The 22,307-nt window shown below is 35.7% G+C and carries 21 protein-coding genes; 17 read left to right on the plus strand and 4 right to left on the minus strand.

The window, feature by feature from the left end:
* Nucleotides 1-2: 2 nt before the first annotated feature.
* The 9 genes from CVD27_RS24805 to CVD27_RS24845 all read left to right on the plus strand — a co-directional run bounded on the left by CVD27_RS24805 (nucleotide 3) and on the right by CVD27_RS24845 (nucleotide 11,197).
* Nucleotides 3-977: a KpsF/GutQ family sugar-phosphate isomerase gene (locus CVD27_RS24805; RefSeq protein ID WP_101651484.1), complete on the plus strand. Its 975-nt coding sequence runs from the start codon at nucleotides 3-5 to the stop codon at nucleotides 975-977.
* A gap of 11 nt (nucleotides 978-988) precedes the next feature.
* A complete protein-coding gene (locus CVD27_RS24810; RefSeq protein ID WP_101651486.1) occupies nucleotides 989-1,513 on the plus strand; it encodes a KdsC family phosphatase in 525 nt (174 codons plus the stop codon).
* Nucleotides 1,514-1,524: 11 nt separating this feature from the next.
* The gene (locus tag CVD27_RS24815; RefSeq protein ID WP_101651488.1) at nucleotides 1,525-1,953 is read left to right on the plus strand and encodes an HIT family protein; all 429 of its coding nucleotides are present in this window, start codon (nucleotides 1,525-1,527) and stop codon (nucleotides 1,951-1,953) included.
* A gap of 81 nt (nucleotides 1,954-2,034) precedes the next feature.
* Nucleotides 2,035-4,188, plus strand: coding sequence for a capsular polysaccharide export protein, LipB/KpsS family (locus tag CVD27_RS24820; RefSeq protein WP_101651490.1), 2,154 nt, complete (start codon nucleotides 2,035-2,037; stop codon nucleotides 4,186-4,188).
* A 23-nt stretch (nucleotides 4,189-4,211) separates the two neighbouring features.
* Nucleotides 4,212-5,300, plus strand: a complete 1,089-nt coding sequence (locus CVD27_RS24825; RefSeq protein WP_180960436.1) for a capsular polysaccharide export protein, LipB/KpsS family — start codon at nucleotides 4,212-4,214, stop codon at nucleotides 5,298-5,300.
* A 124-nt stretch (nucleotides 5,301-5,424) separates the two neighbouring features.
* Nucleotides 5,425-6,228, plus strand: a complete 804-nt coding sequence (locus CVD27_RS24830) for an ABC transporter permease (RefSeq protein WP_101651492.1) — start codon at nucleotides 5,425-5,427, stop codon at nucleotides 6,226-6,228.
* Between the two features lie 17 nt (nucleotides 6,229-6,245).
* The gene (locus CVD27_RS24835) at nucleotides 6,246-7,859 is read left to right on the plus strand and encodes an ATP-binding cassette domain-containing protein (RefSeq protein WP_101651494.1); all 1,614 of its coding nucleotides are present in this window, start codon (nucleotides 6,246-6,248) and stop codon (nucleotides 7,857-7,859) included.
* Between the two features lie 57 nt (nucleotides 7,860-7,916).
* Nucleotides 7,917-10,382 (plus strand): glycosyltransferase, encoded by a 2,466-nt coding sequence (locus CVD27_RS24840; protein ID WP_101651496.1) that lies wholly within the window; start codon nucleotides 7,917-7,919, stop codon nucleotides 10,380-10,382.
* A gap of 41 nt (nucleotides 10,383-10,423) precedes the next feature.
* A complete protein-coding gene (locus CVD27_RS24845; RefSeq protein ID WP_101651497.1) occupies nucleotides 10,424-11,197 on the plus strand; it encodes a hypothetical protein in 774 nt (257 codons plus the stop codon).
* Between the two features lie 56 nt (nucleotides 11,198-11,253).
* On the opposite strand, the gene CVD27_RS24850 is transcribed toward CVD27_RS24845, so the two are convergent.
* The 4 genes from CVD27_RS24850 to CVD27_RS24865 form a co-directional block, all read right to left on the minus strand.
* Nucleotides 11,254-12,813: a hypothetical protein gene (locus CVD27_RS24850; protein ID WP_101651499.1), complete on the minus strand. Its 1,560-nt coding sequence runs from the start codon at nucleotides 12,811-12,813 to the stop codon at nucleotides 11,254-11,256.
* Nucleotides 12,814-12,945: 132 nt separating this feature from the next.
* Entirely contained in the window at nucleotides 12,946-13,398 is a 453-nt protein-coding gene (locus CVD27_RS24855) for a YhcH/YjgK/YiaL family protein (protein WP_180960437.1), read from the minus strand.
* Between the two features lie 122 nt (nucleotides 13,399-13,520).
* On the minus strand, nucleotides 13,521-14,447 hold the full coding sequence (gene tagU / locus CVD27_RS24860) for a polyisoprenyl-teichoic acid--peptidoglycan teichoic acid transferase TagU (protein WP_101651503.1): 927 nt from the start codon (nucleotides 14,445-14,447) through the stop codon (nucleotides 13,521-13,523).
* A 120-nt stretch (nucleotides 14,448-14,567) separates the two neighbouring features.
* Nucleotides 14,568-15,041, minus strand: a complete 474-nt coding sequence (locus tag CVD27_RS24865; RefSeq protein ID WP_101651505.1) for a VanZ family protein — start codon at nucleotides 15,039-15,041, stop codon at nucleotides 14,568-14,570.
* Nucleotides 15,042-15,250: 209 nt separating this feature from the next.
* On the opposite strand from CVD27_RS24865, the gene CVD27_RS24870 reads away from it, so the two are divergent.
* The 8 genes from CVD27_RS24870 (at nucleotide 15,251) to CVD27_RS24900 (ending at nucleotide 22,231) form a co-directional block, all read left to right on the plus strand.
* The gene (locus CVD27_RS24870) at nucleotides 15,251-15,784 is read left to right on the plus strand and encodes a DUF5683 domain-containing protein (RefSeq protein ID WP_101651507.1); all 534 of its coding nucleotides are present in this window, start codon (nucleotides 15,251-15,253) and stop codon (nucleotides 15,782-15,784) included.
* A 156-nt stretch (nucleotides 15,785-15,940) separates the two neighbouring features.
* Nucleotides 15,941-16,093: a hypothetical protein gene (locus tag CVD27_RS28410; RefSeq protein WP_180960438.1), complete on the plus strand. Its 153-nt coding sequence runs from the start codon at nucleotides 15,941-15,943 to the stop codon at nucleotides 16,091-16,093.
* A 431-nt stretch (nucleotides 16,094-16,524) separates the two neighbouring features.
* Nucleotides 16,525-17,274, plus strand: coding sequence for a YveK family protein (locus CVD27_RS24875; protein ID WP_101651509.1), 750 nt, complete (start codon nucleotides 16,525-16,527; stop codon nucleotides 17,272-17,274).
* Nucleotides 17,264-17,971 carry a CpsD/CapB family tyrosine-protein kinase gene (locus tag CVD27_RS24880; protein ID WP_101651511.1) on the plus strand — a complete coding sequence of 236 codons (708 nt, stop codon included), beginning with the start codon at nucleotides 17,264-17,266 and terminating at the stop codon, nucleotides 17,969-17,971. The genes CVD27_RS24875 and CVD27_RS24880 overlap by 11 nt, the downstream gene beginning before the upstream one ends.
* Nucleotides 17,972-18,060: 89 nt before the next feature.
* Nucleotides 18,061-18,825: a tyrosine-protein phosphatase gene (locus CVD27_RS24885; RefSeq protein ID WP_101651513.1), complete on the plus strand. Its 765-nt coding sequence runs from the start codon at nucleotides 18,061-18,063 to the stop codon at nucleotides 18,823-18,825.
* Between the two features lie 304 nt (nucleotides 18,826-19,129).
* On the plus strand, nucleotides 19,130-20,020 hold the full coding sequence (galU, locus tag CVD27_RS24890; protein ID WP_101651515.1) for a UTP--glucose-1-phosphate uridylyltransferase GalU: 891 nt from the start codon (nucleotides 19,130-19,132) through the stop codon (nucleotides 20,018-20,020).
* A 25-nt stretch (nucleotides 20,021-20,045) separates the two neighbouring features.
* Nucleotides 20,046-20,723 carry a sugar transferase gene (locus CVD27_RS24895; protein ID WP_308301830.1) on the plus strand — a complete coding sequence of 226 codons (678 nt, stop codon included), beginning with the start codon at nucleotides 20,046-20,048 and terminating at the stop codon, nucleotides 20,721-20,723.
* A gap of 80 nt (nucleotides 20,724-20,803) precedes the next feature.
* The gene (locus tag CVD27_RS24900) at nucleotides 20,804-22,231 is read left to right on the plus strand and encodes a hypothetical protein (RefSeq protein WP_101651517.1); all 1,428 of its coding nucleotides are present in this window, start codon (nucleotides 20,804-20,806) and stop codon (nucleotides 22,229-22,231) included.
* Nucleotides 22,232-22,307: the final 76 nt, after the last annotated feature.

A 22,307-nucleotide genomic window follows, 5' to 3' on the forward strand; every position in this document is an offset into this window, starting at 1 on the left:
ACATGTTAGATGTCAAAGTTGATTTTACTGCAAGTGTGATTAACGTACTCGAAAAAGAAGCACAAGGGATTCTAAGTTTAAAGGAAGTCATTGGCGAATCAATTAATGATGCCTTAAATATGATTCTTGAATGTAAAGGCAGAGTGGTTATTACCGGCATCGGTAAATCTGGAATTATCGGCAGAAAAATCAACGCGACAATGGCAAGTACGGGTACCCCTTCTCTATTTTTACATCCTTCTGAAGGCCTTCATGGCGATTTAGGAATGGTCACCAAACATGATGTCGTAATTGCGATTTCCAATAGTGGAGAAAGCGATGAAGTGCTGCATCTTATCCCTTCGATCAAGCGGATTGGGGCCAAAATGATTGCGATTGTTAAGAATCCAAATTCTACATTAGCATTAAAATCAGATGTGGTCTTAAGTATTGGGAATGTCCAAGAAGCTTGCCCGTTAGGTCTTGCTCCCACAACTAGCACAACGGTTACACTTGCTCTGGGGGACGCCCTAGCAATCGCCCTATTAGAAGCAAGGGATTTTCAACCTGAAGATTTTGCCGTGTTTCATCCAGCAGGTTCACTAGGAAGAAAGTTATTATTAACCGTAAATAATGTCGTCAAGACGACGAGGAAAAATCCGATCATTTTAGGTGATTCTTCTGTCAAAGAAGCGTTGTTTTTAATGACGGCGCAAGGTTTAGGGGCAACAAGTGTAGTAGATGAGGAAGGTCACATGGTTGGCATTTTAACTGATGGTGATATTAGACGTGCATTTGCGTTAGAACAGGATATTTTATTTAAGAACGTTAGCGATCTTTGTAATTATCAGCCTATAGTGATCCGAGATGATATGCTGGCAGCGGAAGCCTTCCGTTTGATGGAAGAAAAGAAAGTGAATGTATTACCTGTGGTCGGTGAAAACTTTAAGCCGATTGGTATGATTCATATACATGACTTAATGAACTTAGGACTTTAAGGATAAAAAAAATGAAAAATATAAAATTAATTGTTTTCGATGTAGATGGTGTTTTGACAGATGGGAAGCTTTATATTGGTTCGGATGGACATGAATATAAAGCCTTTCACACCCAGGACGGAATGGGGATTAGCCTCGCACATTATGCAGGCATTAAAACAGCGATTATCACCGGGAGAACGTCAGAAGCTGTGGCTAAGCGTGCGAAGGAATTAAAAATCAATTATGTGTTCCAAGGAATTCATCATAAGTTGGAAGTCCTTCAACAAATGATCAGTGAGATGAAAATTAGCTTGGATGAGGTTTGTTATGTAGGGGATGACATTAATGATTTACCGATTCTAAAGGTTTGCGGCTTTGGTGCGGTTCCAAACAATGCTGTTCCGCTAGTAAGAGAACAAGTGCAATTTGTTTCTCAACATAATGGCGGAGAAGGAGCGGTACGGGACATTATTGAACATATCCTGCAGCAATCCAATGAATATCCAACATTAATAGAGGATTTTTTGAACGGAAAAGTGAGAGTAATCCAATAGGAGTGGACCAGATGACTGAATGTCCAATTTGTGAAAAGCACAAACAACTAGTAAATCCAATTTTTGAAGATGAAGATTGGATTGTCAACCCTGGTCCTCTTTCTTCCCAAATTCTCGGCTACATGTACATTGAGCCTAAGAGACATGTTGAAAATTGGTCGGAATTAACGGATGAAGAAATGGGCAAGGTCGGACTTTTAATCAAACGTCTAGAGCAGGCATTAAAAAGAGAACGATCAGTTAATCGTGTGTATGTTGTGACCATTAGTGAAGCCGTTAGACATCTTCATTTTCATATCATTCCTCGTGCCGAAGGAATGACGACTAAAGGTTTGGATTTAATTGAACAAGCTACGCAGCAAAAGGTTAAGGGGCAATCAAGTGTAAGCGAAGAAAGTTATATGCAATTCCTCGAAACCCTCAGAAAACATTTTTATTAATTCCGCAGGCACTAGTTAGGTTAGAACTAGTGCTTTTAGACTTTATAAACTATCATATTCCAATGAATATTAGGTGAAATGATGAAGAAAAGGGTAAAGAAAGTAGTAAAAAAAATGGTTGGCAGGGATAATTTTCTGAGAATTGCCATAATGTATAAGCGATTTATGCCGAAAATGGAAACAGAAAAGACCATTGCCTTCTTATTTGGGGTCAGTAAGTGGAAGCACTCTTTTATACGTGATTATTTACATGAGTATGAAGTTGTGTTTATAGAAGATAGAGAAAGTATCCCAGCTATTATTAACAAAGCAGAAAAATATAAAGATAAAGTTTTTATGGTATGGGGCTATAAAGAAAGACCTGCCTTGTTGAGATTTGCTAAAAAGAATCAAATACCGTTTTACCGAATAGAAGATGGATTTATTCGCTCCGTTCAGCTGGGGGCTTCAAAGAGCACACCGATTTCCTTAGTTGTGGATTCACAAGCGCTCTATTATGATTCATCCACTCCAAGTGATTTGGAGGATATCTTAGGCCAATATGACTTTCAATCCGATCAGGAGTTATTAAATCGGGCCGTAAACTGTATCAAAACCCTTAAAGAAGAAAACATTAGTAAATACAACCATGTTGGAGCGAAGGATATTGACGCTATTTATGGAAAAAAGGAAAAAAAGAGAATATTAGTCATTGGTCAAGTAGAAGATGATGAGTCCATTAAACGAGGCAGTTCACGCCCAATTACGAATAATGAGCTAGTCATCCTGGCAGCCATGGAAAATCCAGAGGCGGAAATTATTTATAAACCACATCCTGACGTATTATTTGGAAAACGGCCAATGCAGTCCAATCCAACGGAAGTGATGCATATGGCCAAAGTGATCACGGAACCACTTAGTCTAACAGACTCTTTCCAAACGATTGATCATGTGTATACGATCACCTCACTTTCTGGTTTTGAAGCATTATTAAGAGGAATCCCAGTAACAACTTTTGGTGCTCCTTTTTATTCAGGATGGGGACTAACGGATGATCGTCAAAAGGTGAATCGCCGAAACAGGAATTTAACCATTGAAGAGATTTTTGCAGCAGCCTATATCTTGTATCCAAAATATGTGCATCCCATCACAAGGGAAAGGATTACCATTGAAGAAGCCCTGTCATTTATCGGCTATATGAAGGATTATGAAGCCAATAAACAAAATGCGAACCAGAAAAAATCTCAGCTGTTACAACCTGAATCGATCATCAAGAATGAAGTCGGTGGGAAGATTGGGATTCTTTCAAAGGGGATTAAAGAAATTCCCCACATCGAATCGTTCTTTGTATCAGAATTAGAGTTTAATCCTAATGAGGATCCAAAAAGTCTAACCTATGTTGCTGGCTGGGGTATGAAGCCAAGTGCTAAAAAGGCGATTGCCTTAGCTGAAAAATTCAATATTCCCTATTTAGGATTAGAAGATGGATTTTTGCGTTCCATTGGTTTAGGGGTAGACGGTGCGCCACCCTATTCGATTTGTGTGGATGATGTAGGAATCTATTATGATGCGACTCGGCCGTCAAGGCTTGAAAATATCCTTAATGAGAGCGGATGGGAAAGAGAAGACCTGTTAAAAGATGCGGATCAAGCCATTACACTCATTCGAGAGAATTATTTAAGCAAATATAACCATGCACCAATGATAGACGCTGCTATTTTCCCGAATAATGGGAAAGAAAGAGTATTGATTGTGGATCAAACGTTTGGGGATATGTCCATTACCCTAGGTTTAGCGAATACAGAGCGTTTCAAAGAAATGTATGAAGCGGCAGTTAAAGAGAATCCTAATGCTGATATCTATATTAAGACCCACCCTGATGTTATTTCTGGTAAAAAAGAAGGGAATTTAACACCTAAGGATGTAGGTAAAAACGCCGTTTTTATTTATGATGACTGTAATCCATTGTCATTAGTAGAACAGTTTGATAAGGTTTATGTTGTCACATCCCAGCTTGGTTTTGAAGCACTTCTATTAGGGAAAGAAGTGCATTGCTTTGGTATGCCTTTCTACGCAGGATGGGGAATTACCCGAGACCGGTTAACTGTAGATAGAAGAAGAAGGTCTAGAAACCTTCTAGAAGTATTTACTGCCGCTTACCTTCTTTATACACGGTACTTAAATCCAGCAACGAACGAACTTGGTAACATTTTTGATGTTATTCATTATTTATCACAAAACAAATACAACCATTAAAATAAAGGAATTTTTATTTAGTTATGAAAAAAAAACTAAAAAAGATAGTTAAATTTTCCTTGCTGATCGTAAATATCGTGAAATGGTACTTCACAATGAATCGTAAAAAACAAAGTACTATTGCTTTCGTATTTAATGTTTCAAAGTGGAAGCGGCCATATATTCAAAATTTGTTACATGAATATGAAATCATGTTTGTTCCATCAGAAAAAAGGCTCTTTTTACTATCACCGCTCCTTAAGAAATTAGACAAAAGGGTATTTATTATTTGGGGATTCCCTGAAGATGAAGAGATATGCCGTTATGCTGACAGAAAAGGGGTCCCAGTCTATCGGATGGAAGATGGCTTTGTTCGATCGGTGGGATTGGGCTCCATGCATACACCCCCGTATTCGATATGTTTTGATAAAAAAGGAATGTATTTTGACTCCACCCAGCCAAGTGATCTTGAGATCCTTCTTAATGGATACGATTTTGATTCAAATCCTGAACTTCTTCAACAATCAAAAAACTGTATCGAAATGCTAAACAAATTAGGCATTAGTAAGTACAATCATATAGGTTCGAAGAGCGTTCATGAGATATACGGTCAAAAAACGAAAAAAAGAATCCTTGTGATTGGTCAGGTAGAGGATGATGCGTCTATCCTAAAAGGATGCAGTAAAAGATTCACCAATAATGACCTAGTAAGATTAGCAAGTAAAGAAAATCCAGATGCAGAAATTATCTATAAGCCGCATCCTGATGTATTAACAGGACGCAGACCCAAACAATCGAATCCGAATGAAGTTTCTCAAATAGCAAAAGTAATTGAAGAACCATTAAGCCTCGTTGATTCATTTAAAACGATTGATCATGTTTATACCATTACATCCCTGTCAGGGTTCGAAGCACTCCTAAGAGGAATTCCGGTAACGACAGTAGGGGCTCCTTTCTATTCAGGATGGGGAGTTACTGATGACCGGCAGATAACAGATCGCCGAAAAAGAAAATTATCGGTAGAAGAAATTTTTGCCGGAGCGTATCTCCTATACCCAAGATATGCAGACCCGTTGACAGGAGAACAGTTATCACTGGAAGAAACGATTCATCGGATTGCATCTAATTTATAAACGAACTTTGGTTAATTTAGGTGTTAGATGAAAAAATTTATCCTTAAACAGGGTTCAGTAAAAAGATATAATGAAAATCAGTGAACGGATAATCCTAACGACATAAGATAGGAAGCTTAAAGATATGATTCAAATTATACAAGTATTAAAAGAACAGTTACTAAATTTAAATTTAATATTTCGACTTGCCTTTTATGATATTAAGGGAAAATATTTAATGCATTATTTGGGTGTCCTTTGGCAGTTCTTAAATCCTATTGTACAAATCTTTGTATATTGGTTTGTTTTTGGATTAGGTATACGTGGAGGCCAGCCGATTGATGGGATACCTTACTTTGTTTGGCTAATTTCAGGACTTATCCCTTGGTTCTTTATCAATCCTTCAATTACACAAGGTGCAAATAGTGTTTATTCGAAACTAAATCTTGTATCAAAAATGAAATTTCCAGTAAGTATCTTACCATCAGTATCCATTATTAGTAATAGCTTTCAATTTATCGCGATGCTAGTAATGCTGCTATTGATATTAATGATAAATGGTATATACCCAAATGTTTATTATATTCAGATAATCTATTATCTAATTTGTCTTTATGTATTTTTATATTCCATTTCCTTGTTCTTTTCAACATTTACTACGATTGTGCGTGATTTTCAGTCTTTATTACAAACATCTATGAAGATGCTGTTTTTCGTAACTCCAATCGTTTGGAATACAGACAAACTGCCTGAGCAATTGCAACATTTGTTAATGTTAAATCCTATTTATTACTTGGTTGAGGGGTTCCGCAATTCCCTTTTATTTGATACTTGGTTTTTTGAAGATGCGGCCTACACTTTATACTTTTGGGCACTAACCTTAATAATCTTATTTACTGGAGCGGCATTACATTTGAAATTTAGAAAAAATTTCTTTGATTATATGTAAAATGGAGGCTTGATTTGATGGAGCCTATAGTTAAATTCCATAATGTTTATAAAACATTTAGCTTTTATAAAAATCAGACAGAAAAATTGATGGATATCCTTTCCATTAAAAAGAAGAAAAAAAGCTTTTCAGCGCTACGAGGAATATCCTTTGAAGTTTTTAAGGGGGAGAGTATCGGAGTAATTGGTATTAATGGTTCCGGTAAATCAACTTTATCCAATTTGCTTGCCCAAATAGGTGTGCCCTCCTCTGGTAACATTACTTTAAAAGGGGAGTCTTCCTTAATTGCGATTGCAGCCGGGTTAAATAATAACTTGAGCGGCTTCGAAAATATCCATCTAAAGTGTCTAATGATGGGGCTTAAAAATGAGGAAATTAAAAAGATTACACCACAGATAATGGAATTTGCAGATATTGGAGACTTCATTTATCAACCGGTTAAGAACTATTCAAGTGGGATGAAATCCAGGCTAGGTTTTGCTATTTCTATTCATACGAATCCAGATATTCTGATCATCGATGAAGCATTATCAGTAGGGGACCAAACCTTCTATGAAAAGTGTATTAAAAAGATGGAAGAATTTAAAAGTGTAGGGAAGACGATATTCTTTATTAGTCATTCAATATCCCAAGTTAGGAACTTTTGTGACAGAGTTTTATGGCTGCATTTCGGGGAGATAAAAACATTTGGCAATAAAGATGAAGTTCTAAAAGAATATAAAGAATTTATCGATTGGTATAATCAGTTAACTGATGCTGAAAAAAAACAATATAAAGCTGGAATGCTAAATGAACAATTTGATAATAAAAATATGCAGTCCAGAAGTGGGAACAGAACAAAAAAAAGACCGAAAGGCATGATTAAAAGAGTCTCATTCCTGGGTCAGCTCATTATTTTATTAACTTTGTTATTGATTTCAACAATCTTTTTAACAAAAGGAAAACACCCAAGTTCTACTTTAAGTATAGAATCGAATGACACTAGTAAATCAATCATTCAAAAGAAAGTAAATAATACCCCAGTAAAGATTATGAAAGAACCTATAAACAAAAAAGGTTACCTGCTTAAAGAAAAAGTCGATATCTATTCAGACTCAAAATTAAAACACAAAATAGTAACGTTACCTTTTGCCACTCCTATAAGCATTCAAGAGAAACGGAATGATAGTTACAAGGTAACGTATGACGGAAAAACCGGTTATATCAACACAACGGATGCCACAATCAGTGAACAAGAAACTCAACCGTTAAATCTAAGTATAGATAATTTACAAGACTCACTTCCTTCTGCATTTTCCAGGTCATATGAATTTTACTTAGCCTATTTGGGAGCTGATTATAATAACATAAAAAGCGATATTCGAGGGCTAACAGAGGAAACGACCGATTCATTAGGAAATAAGGTTCAAGTATATCGTTCTGTTTCTTATACTTTTAATCAAAATAATATTGCTGACATGATAACCGTTTTGGATATTGATTCTAGTGATGAAATCATACAAAGAATGAAGGAAAATGCCTCAATAAAAAACGATGAGGACCAACTATATTTTGTAGATATCAATGGTTATCAAACCATATTAAACCTCCAAAAAAATACGGTTTCCTTTAAATTATCAAATCAACAGTAGTAAGACAGCCGCTTGGATAACTTAAAGTCAAAAACTATTTCTAAAGGAGCTTTTGCATTGAAATATTTAATAATAAATCCTTATTATAACGAAACCAATGGAATTGAAAACTCTATAAAAAACACGCTAGCAGCATTAGACGGCAAAATGGATGTTGAACTATTTGCAAATACAAAAAATCTAAATAAGAAACAATTCCAAAAGGCTGTTTATAACTATGTTACTTCTAAATTTGGAACCGAAGAAGTGATCATTGAAGCTCCTGAAGCAAGGGCGTCAACATTACTGTTACCAAAGGAATATAATGTCCATTTAAGATTGCATTGTCCTCTTGCAGTGGCACAAAAATATGATGGTTTTAAACCAGATGAGACGATCTATTCTGAAGAGCTTCGAGTTATTCATAAAGCTAAAGCTGTTTCCTCTCCATCATATGGACTTCTAAAAGAAATGAAAAATGAAATTGATTCCGATAATATCTTTGTCTTTAAGAATCAATATAATAAAAATATTAAATTGTACGAATCTGAAGAAAAAGAATATGATGTTGTTTTTATGGGGAGATTCCAGAAGTTAAAAGGGATCGAATATCTAAATCCAATTTTAGAAAGATTACCTGAAAACTATAAGGTTTTATTATTTGGTAAAAACTCAAGTAAATTTAAATTTAGCCCCAATATAAAGTGCTCTATCACAGTGAAGGAGCATATTGCAAATGATGAACGATTTGAGCTTGTGGGCAAAGCTAAAACATTGATGATGCTAAGTCGTTTTGAAAATTGTTCAATGGTTATTTTAGAGGCGCTTGCGGCTGGAACAGTTGTTACTTGTTGGGATGTCGGAGGGAATTCTGAGATTGCCTCTCCAGATGTTATGCAAGTCATTCCATTTGAGGATATAGAAAAGTTGGTATCCGAAGTGATGGATATTTGTGAAACAAATCATTACCCATCCACAGAAAAATTTATGGATGCTCTATCAAAAATCGATCAAGATTTTGCCTCTGGAGTAGTGAGCGTAGTAGATCATCTTCTTTCTAATGAGGGTGAGGAAAAGAAAATCTATAAAGGATTAAATTGCTCTTCTCAACATCAATTTGATTATTCGAAAGAATTTAAAACAGCCAATAATGAGTTTTTAGAAAACCCTTTTGGAAAACGAGTACTAGGATTTACGATCAGTAATGAACATATTGAGGAAATGTGGGTGCCTGTTGTCCAAAAATTAGGTCTTGAGGCAAGGTACGTTTGTAGAAGACCGTTAGGGTTCCATACAGTATTTAAAAACCCATTCCCTGTTGAACCAAAAGAGTTTACTCAATATGATTGGATTGAAAATCCGACAAGATTAATTAAAAATATCAACAATTATAAACCGAATAAACTTTTATTTCACAATGGCTTACATCCGATGTATCAAGATGTATTAGATGAAGTGAAGAAACTGGGTATTCCTTTTATTTATTCAGAACTAGGATGGTTCCCGCAAAAAGACCATGTATATTTTGATCGGTGGGGAACGAATGGCCAATCCTATTTAGCCTCATTAAGTGCAGAAGCGTTTTGCAGAAAATCGATAAATGATGAAGGGCTAAAGGCAAAAAAGGTTAAAGGAGATCATGTGCTGGTTGTAACACAACTCGAAAATGATACGAATTTAATTGTTAACTCGCCTCTGTTTAAAAAGAATTACGCGTTTATTAAACATGTTTTAAAAGAGATACCGGCAGCTGAAAAGGTTATTATCAAAGTACATCCACTTGATAAGCATTGGGAACAGTTAAAGGACTTTGAAAGTGATAGAGTAACTGTTATTAAGGAAGGTAATTTGGAAGAACTTCTTTCAAAATCAAAGGCGGTAATAGGAATTAATTCAACCGTCCTAATCCAGGCTCTTGAATATGATATTAATATTTACAGCTATGGCTATGGTCTATTAGATAACAAAGGTGCGACCATTAGCTGCTTGGAAGCTCCGTTATCTAAACAATGGAAGAACGAATTAGTAGGTTCAAGAAAAAGAAGAGATATGCTGATTGAGGGCTTTAAGAGCAGACAAATTAATATAAGGGAACTAGAGAATCTTTCACCAGAAAGTCTAGTTAATAATATTGCATTTGAACCATTCTTATTTGCAAATCAAGAAGACTTTTCGAAGTTAAATGCATATGTCAAAAAAATGGAACAAGTAAACAATGACAGCAAAAAATCAACGGAAAAAGAGAAAGCTGTCACAAATAAAAGCAAGGCAGATAAAGAAAAAAGTACAAAGCCAACAACCAATAAAACGAACACTAGCACTGGTAAAAATGATATACTTAAAGAGAAAACAGCGAGTAAGAACACGACAGGATCTCAAGCTTCAAATAAGCCAAAGGCTCCGAATAAAAATACGGCTGTTGCAGCAAAAAAATTACAAAATGCACCGAAGAAAACATTTACACAATTATGGTCTCGTAGATTTACAAAGTTTAGAAAAAACCCTAAAATAGTAATTACATTTCTATTAAAAAAACTGCAGTAACATTTTTTTAAAATTCCTTTCCATTTTAAAGGAGTCAATTTATGAAGAATATTATTACATTTGGAAGCTGTCTATCTGCTACTGTTGCCAATCAACTTGAAGTAATGGGAGATTTTTATCGAGTTAGTAGTGTTCAACATAATAGGATAGATCAATTCATGGAGAATTATGTTTATAAAACAAGCTCTCCCCTTAAAGAAGAAGATATGGGTTTGAAAGTAAAGGAAAACTTTCAATATGTTAACGTATTTAGAAATCAGTTTGATCATTTAGAATTAGGAAAAGCATTGCCATTTAAGAGGGAACAAAACTCATTAATGCATCCGATAAATGCCATCAATGATGGGAATATCAAGCTCTTATTAATAGATAATTATCCCGATATGTTCTTTAAGGTATATAAACACAAGACAATAGGATCAAAGTTTTTTATTAATAAAGGTTATCTGGAAGAAGAGCCATCAAGTATGGAATTTGTTAATAAGCTGCTTGATCCAAAAGAGGCTTCTGAATTATATAATGATTTGATAAGTTATTGCGAGTCAAAGAATGATAATTTAATTACCGTTTTTATGCATTTTCCGGTGAATTTGAAAATGAATGATGCAATAAATAAAAGAGAAAAAGATTTTATTGCATCGATAGAAGGATTAAAAGAAAAGCATGATCAATTTTTTGTAATTTCACCGAAAGAAATAACCATAGAGGACTTATCTAATCCTAAGGATCCTTATCATTATAAAGATGAGACCTATAAAAAGTATGCTCTAGAAATTAAAGAATTACTAAGGCAAAATGAGTTAATTCTTGGATAAATACTAAAAAGCCACAGACCCTATCCGCATGTATAAGGTCTGTGGCTTTTTAGGTTTTAATTCTTAATGTAGGATCCATCCTTACTTGTTATATTAAGAGGCGGCTCAAACGTAGACGGGCCAACATAACCGCTGACAAGGATATTAGACATATCCAAAGCATAGATGTCCTTAATGGAGTTCCCAGATGTATTTACATTGGAAGCGGTGATATGGGAACCTGTCTGTGCAACTAAACCGTATTTTTTGTTGAATTTAGTGATTAATCCAACGGCCCTGGCCTTTCCGCCATTGTAAACCCAAAGGCCATTTTCGCCGTTATTATTAGCCACTAGACTATTAGCATTCATCGTAGAACCTATTGATACGGCTCCTGAATAAAGATTCCCCAGCGCTTTTCCTAGATCGCTATTCACAGTACCATTACCAGAAGCGACAAATCCATGTCGATGGTTTCCTATCGATAACGCGGTTTTCGCGAAAGCAAATGAATTATCCTGCGCAACAATTCCATCCAGCAGATTCCCAGATGCAATCGCACCGACTACTTGAATACTTGCGCCGGAAGAAGCACCAAAGCCCACTCTGCCTGAGGAAGATGATACTGATTCTTTCGCATCGATATGGGCACTTTGTGTAGCATAGACATTAGAACCACTAAAGGAACTAATGGCAAAATTGGAGCCTAAGGTAACTTCTGAACCATTCCTGGCAATGATCCCGGTTACTCCGCCATGGCCGCCAACCATATCCCAGCCTTTCACACTTCTTCTAGTGGATTGATCCTTTTCTGGTCTCCCAGTCCCAACAAAGACAACATTATTAATGGATCCTAAACTAGTATTGTGATCGGCTAATAAAGCAGTTGTATTCTTTGTCCATCGTATGACGGTTTTTGGAATGGTCATCGCAGCCTTAACCTCCTTGGGAGGTAAAGAGTTGCCCGTATACAGGACGGTGATTCGCTTATTTTTGGAATCAACATCTGTAATTTCCCAAGCTCCCTGATGATAGTAGTGGTTTGCTGCTCCAGAGGTATTCTTTATAATAACAAACTGCCCTGGAGTGATCCCAACAACGCTTGAGACATTATAGGTGATATCGTAATAGTTTAAGTTCTTATAGTCATTCGCATAATATTCAATTTTAAATGTATGATGGGAGATGGCATGAACACCTGATGAAGTAATCTTAATGGGTTCTTGGCCTTTAATATCTACTAAAGAAGCATTAAGTCCGTCTGCTAGCAACTGCTCTTTGTAATCGTAAATTCCCGGTTTGAGAGAGATTTCTATCTTTGAACCTCTTTCCACCTTTTTTAATTTAAGATCGTCTAATGCCGTTTGAATGGTTGGATAATTCTTGCTAGGAACATTTATAAAGAGCCTATTCCCTGATGGTATAGTTAATGGTTTACCAAAAGAATGGTCTAATGCTTCTTGGGCATTTGAATAGTCAGATACATGGATCTTTTCTGTTTCTTTACTAGGCACCTCCTTCTTTATAACCTTATTTTTTGAATCCTTAGAAGCTGAGCTAGATGAGAAATGGTTGATCGTAAAAGCAACTATAATAAAGACTGTTAGGAATGCGGCAAATAATTTTATGATCTTCACTTTCTACTCCTCTGTTGAATCTTTTTTTAGTAATCACTGAATGTAAGAGCATATATCATATTTTCATTGAAAAATGAAGAATATGCAAATTTGGGGGAAATAAAAAAACTGATTGCAATGGCTCCAATCAGTTTAGTTATCACATAATACCTTAACAACAGCCTTCTTAATAAATTGAGGCTCATCCACACATAATGTCGGCATATGACCGTCTTCAGGTGTGAAAATCGCAAAATAGCCTTGTCCAACTTTCAATAAATCACCCGTACCCTCTAAGAACATAAGGTCCCTATCTTCGTTTTGTTCCACGATTTCTAGTTCCTTTACATTCGCGTAACCCATACGTTCCTCGCCACGAATCATATATTGAATATCCGTGTATTGATAATGGGATTCCCAACGTCCTTTTTCAGTCGGAATGGTTTCATATTCTTGAATGGTCACGAAAATATGGGTGCCGTCAATTTCATATTTACCCGGAGCTAATGAATTTAAATCATTTTCCATTAAAAACTCAAGGCCCTTTCTAATTCGAGGATGTAAATCAAAATAAAGTTTTGCGTTAGAAAGTTTATCTAAAATCAAAAAAATCCCTCTTTTATGTATTAGTGTTGTACTCAGATTATACCACAAAATGGATGATTAAAAATGGAGCTGAAGTCATTAAAAAAGCTGATAAGGTAAAATTCCTTATCAGCTTCATAAAACTATTTCAGTTCAAGTTGAGTTCTTAATTCCGTTTGCAATCTTTGTCTTTCTTGATCAGAAACTAGACCGTAATAAATTCCGCCTATTTTAGTTCCTGTTTCTTTTATTTCCATTTGAGTTAGGTTAGATGCAGCAGATTTATAATTCTTTTGAATATCAACCATTTGGTCAAAAGTAAGATTTGTTTTTACATTTTTACCAATGGCTGCAAAAATGTCAGAGTAGTTGGCTAAACTAGAAACACTTGCTCCTTCATTAAGGACAGCCTGAATTACTTGTCTCTGTCTTGTTTGGCGGCCAAAATCGCCTCTTGGATCTTCTTTTCTCATTCTTACGAATTTCAGTGCATCGTTACCATTTAGATTAATATTACCTTTTGCAAAATGAATGCCACCGTAGGAGAAATCAAGGGTATTATTAACAGTAACGCCGCCAACGGCATCAACGATATCCTTAAAGCCTTGCATGTTGACCTTCATATAATAGTCAATCGGGATATTAAGGAAGTTTTCGACTGTATTCATGGACATCTCTACTCCGCCAAAGGCGTAAGCATGGTTAATTTTATCGACAGTTCCTTTTCCAATGATCTCTGTACGAGTGTCACGTGGAATACTTAGCATCTTAACAGAATTATTGTTTGGATTAACGGTTAACACAATCATCGTATCAGAGCGGCCTCTATCGCCTTTTCTCTCATCGACACCAAGCATTAAGACTGAAAATGGATCTTTATCGGTTAATGCTACTGGTTTCTCACGCTTTTCAGATTGTTTTTGAACAACGGGTTCATGCATGGTTTCGACAGCAGTTTTTAACGAACTATATACATTATAAGCGTAAACTCCTACACCAATAACGAGGAGAAGAAGAATAATACCTGTGATTTTCAACCAAGTTCTCTTTTTCTTTTTTTGAGACCTCATTCGATAATACCTCCAAAAAATTGACAAATATTTTGCACTGCTATTAGGATACCAAAAAAGTAGGAAAATAGATATAAAAAAAATATGGGAGTTTTTTGGAAGTTTTTATGGTGGTTATTGTTACAAAACGCTTATTTTTTTCTTATGTTCTATCTTTATAGAAGAACGATTATAGTCTAATATTTTATACTTTTTTATAGAAGATTGATAAATTTTATAGCCAATAGCTGTTCCTAATGTATTTAATAGGACATCATCAATATCTGTCATCCGATACGCATAAATAATTTGAGCCATCTCTATAAAAATGGAAAACAATGAACCTATGAGGACAGCTTTATAGATCGTATTCACTTTACTCCATCGTAAAGGTAATAAAAAACCAAATGGAAGAAAGAGAATGACATTACCAATCATATTTTTCAGAATAACAAATAAAGATTTATGCATGATAATATAAGTGATCGTATGTAACGGAATGAAGTTGTAGACGTGTGCTCTTGTTCTTGTAGGGTCTGCAATAAGGGTTAAACTAAGGATAAAGAGCACAGCGAACAAAAATAAACGTTTGATTAGCTTCTTCTTAATAAGCATACTTTACTCCTAGAAAATTAGATTAGTAGTATCTTACCATATTTTCAGAAGGAGCATCTGAAAATAGCCTTCCAGGGTTCATGTTGCTGTTGCAGAAACCACCTATTTATCATTTGGGACTTATTTCCCTAAATTGTAAAAAAGAAGGGAATTCCTCTGAATACGTCGAAATTATAGCAATATGATTTCAATAAAGGGAGAGGACCCCAATGAGAAGTAGCAGACCCTATAAATCCCCTAATGCCGCTATGTTCTGGTCCGTTGTGATGCCAGGCTTTGGACAAATATATAACAGGGATTATTTTATTGGTATGGTATTACTGGGATTAGAATTTTTAATCAACTTGAATTCACATCTAAATCTAGTCCTGTTCACCACCTTCCAGGGGGATCTTCTGCGTGCTCATGATTCGGTTAATTATAGCTGGGGGCTATTCTATCCGTCCATCTATGGCTTTGCTATCTGGCAGGCGTATAATTCGGCTAAGGCCAATAACAATAAACTTGAGGGGAAATCAGTTGAAAAACGAACCTTTTTTTCCGGGTTCTTTATTGGACTGGTGATCGGAATGGATTTCGGGCTGTTTTGGCATGATGGAAGCCTACTGAAGACGATCCCTCTATTAGATTATCCTGTTTTTAATGGAGTGTTATTTGGACTAGTCTTTGGCTTCCTTGGCAACCTTGCGGAAAATAAATGGTATCGAAGATGGACAAGGAAGACACGGATAATGGAGGAATAATGAGGGCTTACTCTTAAACGGGTAAGCCCTTTTCTACGAAATTTCGACTCTTTCTACTATTTTTCCACATATTAGTACTGGGAATCTATTTACATCTGAAGCAACCTCTAGTAAAATCAATAATTAGTTATATTTACTAAGGGGGGAATTAGGAGATTGAAGCAGGACGCTAAGGAAATAAATCAGAAAGTTGTCGATTTTTCGGAAATTGTGAAAAAGGCATATGAAAAAGGCGTTAATGAAAACGAGATTACATTGGAAAAGCTGATTGAAGATATCGAAGCAGATCTAAGACAATTAGTTATCTAACCATATTATATAAATCCGGCTGCTGAGGCATTCCTTGCGGCCTTTTTTAATGAACTCTTAATAAAATTACCCGAGTTTCTTCTATTATATAGTAATTGCATACTGTAAGTGTTTACATTAAAAACTCCTGCCAGGTGATATTTTTTTTGGTATAATAACCCACAATCTTCAAATTGCTCCCTTTTAATTATTCTCTCCATACATCCAATGTTAGATTGCTTTTTCAAAGAATATCCAACGCACCCATGGGAAATTAATCCAAACGGAAATTCCCCCTTCAATTTTCTTACAATTTGGTGTTTAATAGAATCTGTGTAATATATTTGTTAAGTTTAAAAAATAAGTGTAATAGAATTGTCGGAATGTGAAATATTCATGGCAAAATATGTTATAATACACTATGTTTGTATTTATGTTTTTAGGAGGACGAAATGGAAGAGACAATTAGTTTAAAAGAACTATTCGAGACATTGAAAAAACGATTATGGTTAATCGTGTCGATAACAGTCATTGCTGCCTTAGTAAGTGGAATCATCAGTTATTTTTACTTAACCCCGATTTACCAAGCATCTACACAAATTCTTGTAAACCAGACGAAAAATGAACAAAGCGTATACAGTTCCAATGAAGTACAAACCAACCTGCAGCTGATCAATACATATAACGTCATCATCACGAGCCCGGCGATTTTAGATATTGTGATCATCCAACTTGGTTTGGATATGTCAGCTGACCAATTAAAAAGCAAGATTACGGTAGGCAGTGAAAAGGATTCACAGGTGGTTAACTTATCAGTTCAAGATCCAGATCCGAAAGTGGCCGCTGAGATTGCGAACAAAACGGCGGAAGTGTTTAAAAGCCAAATTCCGAACATTATGAAAGTCGATAACGTTAGTATTTTAGCGAAAGCAGATGTTACTCAGAATCCATCCCCAATTAAACCTAGACCATTACTAAACGTCGCGATTGCGATCGTTGTCGGCTTAATGGCAGGTGTGGGCTTATCCTTCTTACTTGAGTATTTAAACAACACAATTAAAAACGAGCAGGATATTGAAAGGATTTTAGAGCTTCCCATCTTGGGCGTCATCGCAACCATTGATGATGAGCAGATAGAAGAATTGAAACTACGCCGAGGGGCAAGAAAATCAACAGTAAGAGGTGAGACACTTGGCTCTTAAAAAGAAAAAGACAACATCGAACCCAAGCAGGAAGTTAATTACAGCGGTCGCACCGAAAAACGCGATTTCTGAACAATACCGTACGATTCGGACCAATATCCAGTATTCCTCCGTGGATGAAGAAGTCAGAGCGATTATGGTCACTTCATCTGGCCCATCAGAGGGGAAATCAACAACGGCAGCCAACTTAGCTGTAACCTTTTCACAGCTTGGGAAGAAGGTATTATTAGTGGATGCCGACTTACGGAAACCAACCGTTCACCATACCTTCCAAGTGAACAACATTTTTGGTTTTACAACCGTGTTAACCAAACAGGCAACACTTGAAAAGACAGTCATTAAAACAGAAGAAGATGATTTGTATATCTTAACTTGTGGACCCATCCCGCCGAATCCTGCGGAATTATTAAGCTCGAAATCCATGGAGCAATTTATTATAGATGCAAAAGAAATGTTTGATTACGTCATCTTTGATACTCCGCCATTATTGGCCGTAGCCGATCCACAAATCTTGGCTAATCAGTGTGATGGGACCATCTTAGTGGTTTACAGTGAAAAGACAGAGATTGATCAGGCGAAAAAGAGTAAAGAGTTGTTGCAAAATGCACAAGGGAAGCTGCTCGGTGTCGTGTTAAACCATAAAGAAATCAAAAAGAATGATTATTACTATTATTATGGGACTTATGGCTCAAAATAACCCTTTCGACAAAGTTCGTCCCTTTACTAGGACTTTCGACGGTGGTAGGATTAAAAAGTAATATTTTAGTAGAAATGGGTGTGACTCCTATGATTGACCTGCATTGTCATATACTGCCCGGAATCGATGACGGGGCAAAGGATTTAGCAGAAAGCCTTCAAATGGCCCGTAAGGCGGTAGAACAAGGGATTCACACCATTGTAGCCACCCCGCATCATTTAAATAATCAGTTCGAAAATCCCAAGCAACAAATTCTAACTAAAGTAGAAGAATTAAACCGAGTACTGCGGGATGAAAAAATCGATTTAAAGATTCTGCCTGGTCAGGAAACACGAGTCTATGGGGAATTGGTTCATGATTACGAGCTAGGGGAGATCCTCCCTGTGAACAATACTCCCTATGTACTGGTGGAATTCTCCTCCAGCCATGTCCCGAGATACACGGAGAGGTTGTTTTACGAGCTGCAGACGAAAGGACTTGTTCCAGTCATCGTCCATCCGGAACGAAACCAGGAAATCATCGAGCAGCCTGATCTCCTTTACAATCTAGTGAAAAATGGGGCTCTCACACAAGTGACCGCAGCAAGTGTCTGCGGGGACTTTGGGAAGAAAATTAAGAACTTTACTTTGCAGTTAATCGAGGCAAATTTAACCCACTTGATTGCATCGGATGCACATAATACGAGCACTCGTACTTTTAAGATGAGAGAGGCGCACGATCTCGTTCATGAAAAGTACGGAAATGAATGGGTCTATCTGTTTGATGATAATGCCGTATTAATGTTAGAAGGAAGTCATGTGTATAAAGAAGTACCAGAAAAAATCAAAAAGAAGAAGTTCTTTAAAATTTTTTAAGTAAATAATTGTATGGTGCAACAAATTTCAGGTTTATACCTGAACGGCGAGGCCTCTCTGTCCGTTATCCATGGGGGCACTCGGTCATACTGTGGGTCCAATGCGTGACCTTAGACGCGTGTCGTCAGTAGTAGGATGTGAGGACGGGTTAGATGCCCATTTAAAAAATAAATGAATAAATATCTAATGAAAGAATAAGCGTGAATGCGCTTGCAATTCCATTAGATATTTATTTTTTTGCCCGAGTACTTTAGTAGGGGAAAGAGTTTAGTTGATAAACAAAATAAAAATAGGGGGAAGTATCTTGAAAAAGGTAAGAAAAGCGATTATCCCAGCAGCCGGATTGGGAACTAGATTTTTACCAGCAACGAAAGCAATGCCAAAAGAAATGTTGCCCATCGTAGATAAGCCAACGATTCAATACATAGTAGAAGAAGCCGTGGCTTCAGGAATTGAAGACATCATTATTGTAACAGGTAAGGGCAAACGTGCGATTGAAGACCATTTTGATATGGCAATGGAGCTAGAAGAAAACCTTATCGAAAAGGAAAAATTTGATCTATTAGAAAAGGTACAGTTCGCTACGAATCTAGCAGATATCCATTATATCCGTCAAAAAGAACCAAAAGGACTTGGACATGCGGTTTGGTGTGCAAGAAACTTTATTGGGAATGAACCATTTGCCGTTCTTTTAGGGGATGACATTGTACAAGGTGAAACCCCTTGCTTGCGTCAGTTAATTAATCATTATGAAGAAACCTACTCTTCCGTGATTGGCGTTCAAACGGTCCCTGATCAAGACACACATCGTTATGGAATCATCGATCCTGCCACGCAGGACGGAAGATTGTATCAGGTGAATAACTTTGTCGAAAAACCAAAACCAGGTACAGCGCCATCCAATTTAGCGATTATGGGCCGCTATATCTTGACGCCAGAAATCTTCATGTTTCTGGATCAGCAAGAAAAAGGGGCTGGAGGAGAAATTCAGTTAACAGATGCGATTCAAAAACTAAATCAAATTCAACGGGTATTTGCTTGCGATTTTGAAGGACAACGATATGACGTGGGTGAAAAGTTCGGCTTTGTCAAAACAACGGTAGAATTTGCCTTGCAGCATGAAGACCTCCATGATGACATGATCGATTACTTAAAAAATCTTGTTTCTAGTTTAGAAATTGAAAAGATATTGTAATAGATAGAGAAAGAAGGGGTCTGGGTTGTCTGATATAGCGAATCAAGATGTTGATTATTTAGATAAAAAAGATAGTACTATTCAAGTAAATGAGCGGAAAATATATTTAATCTTCAAGAGAATGATCGATATCATCGGTGCTTTATGTGGACTTGTTTTTTTGAGTCTTCTATTTATAGTTATCGGCATATTGATTAAACTTGAAGACCCTAAAGGAAAAGTTTTTTTCGCACAAAAGCGTGTAGGATTAAATGGGAAAGAATTTAAAATGTATAAATTCCGTTCCATGGTGTTTAATGCAGAAGAAAAACTTGCAGAATTATTGAAATATAATGAAGTAAGTGGTGCGATGTTTAAGATGAAAGATGATCCTCGTATCACGAAAGTGGGTAAATTTATTCGGAAAACAAGTATTGATGAATTACCCCAACTATTTAATGTTTTAAGAGGAGAAATGAGTTTAGTCGGTCCTCGACCGCCTCTGCCCAGAGAAGTAGCTGTCTATAGTAGATATCATAAACAAAGATTACTAGTAACACCTGGTTGTACTGGTCTATGGCAAGCAACGGCTAGAAATAGTGTAGGTTTCGAGGAAATGGTAGAGCTTGACCTAGAATATATTCGGAAACAATCTTTACTGTTTGATATAAAAATCATATTAAAAACGGTTAGTGTATTATTTGGTTCAAAAGATGCTTTTTAATAGATAGGATTACTTGAGGAAAACATTCCACTTATCCTATTCTATGAAGTGAATGAATACTCTAGTAAAGGTGTGAGTTGGTGAATATATTAAATAAACCGATTTCTTATAAAAATATTCTATTTATTCCTTTTTTTATTATTACTGCACTATCAATAGGTTTTGCTTCAACTCAAACCTCTATTGTTAATTACTTGAACTTTCTTGTACTGTTTTTTTTACTCTTGGCGATTACTTTAAGATTTAAATATAATGTATTCCCTGTTTTAGTAATTTATTTAATTTTTTTAGGTCTGATTAGACGCCTATTGATTCCAGTAACAGGCTGGCCAGAATATGACCTTTTATTAATAGTGGTACCCTTAATTACTCTAATTCTATTTATTTACACCCTATTTAATAGAAAGTATGTGAATGTCTTTCAAAAAAATCTCCTCACAAAAATAATGTATATAATTTTACTAGTAGGAGTATTACAAATTTTTAATCCCTTAGGAGGGAGTTTGTTATCGGGGATTATGGGGAGTATATTTTTAATTATTCCATGGTGCTGGTATTTTATTTCTTATTACTATTTTGATGAACAAAAAATCTTAAAGGTATTTAAAATAATAGAAATAATTGGGTTTAGCGTGGCGTGCTACGGTTTATATCAAACATTCTATGGATATTTACCATTTGAAAAGGTTTGGTTTGATATTGCAGGGTACCAAGCATTATATATTGGTCAGTCTTTGAGAGCGATAGGAACCTTTCCAAGTGCAATGGAATATACAGTGTTTTGTATGATTACATTCATAATTTCATTTTCGCATTTAATTTTAAAAAGTAAGTTGAAATATTTTCATATATTAACATGTATTGTATCCTTTATGGCAATAATATTTGAGAGTACAAGAACAATAATAATAACAACGATATTTGCTTCGATTTCAATGTATATTTTCTCAAAAAATAAGAAGTCAACAAAGTTAATAATTACCTTTTTTGCATTTATTCTATTAGTGTTTTTTGTAAATTCTTTAAGATATATTCCTACACAAATATTCGGAGACCAAGCAAATAATATTGAACACATTATTTCTGGGTTAACTAACCCTTTGGCCGAGGATGATACTGGTTCACTTCATATAGAAAGAGTATTTAGTGGAATAATTACCCCACTAAAAAATCCTGTTGGATATGGGTTAGGTACAATAACTACAGGCGCTACAAAATCGGGCTCAAACTTATCTACTGAGTTTGATATTTCTAATATTCTTGTAGGATTTGGTTTAATTGGTTTTATTTATTTAATAGCATATATCTTAGTATTTCGTAATGCATTAAAATATATTAATTTAAAAAAAGACACTATTTCGTTAGCAATTTTCGGAATATTGATAGGCGGTATTGGTCAGTGGTCTGGAGGAGGTACTTATCTTGTTAGCATTATCTTCTGGACATTAATAGGCTTTATCAGCAAACAAGATATTGGAAAAAAGGAAACTAATGATGTAAAGAGTTAAAAAAGACAAAAAGATTAGATAACTTCAAAAGAGATAAGGTCTTATGAAGATTCCTTTTCTCTTTTTTTGAACAACA

The organism is Neobacillus cucumis, assembly GCF_002860255.1.
Classification (GTDB): domain Bacteria; phylum Bacillota; class Bacilli; order Bacillales; family Cytobacillaceae; genus Neobacillus; species Neobacillus cucumis_A.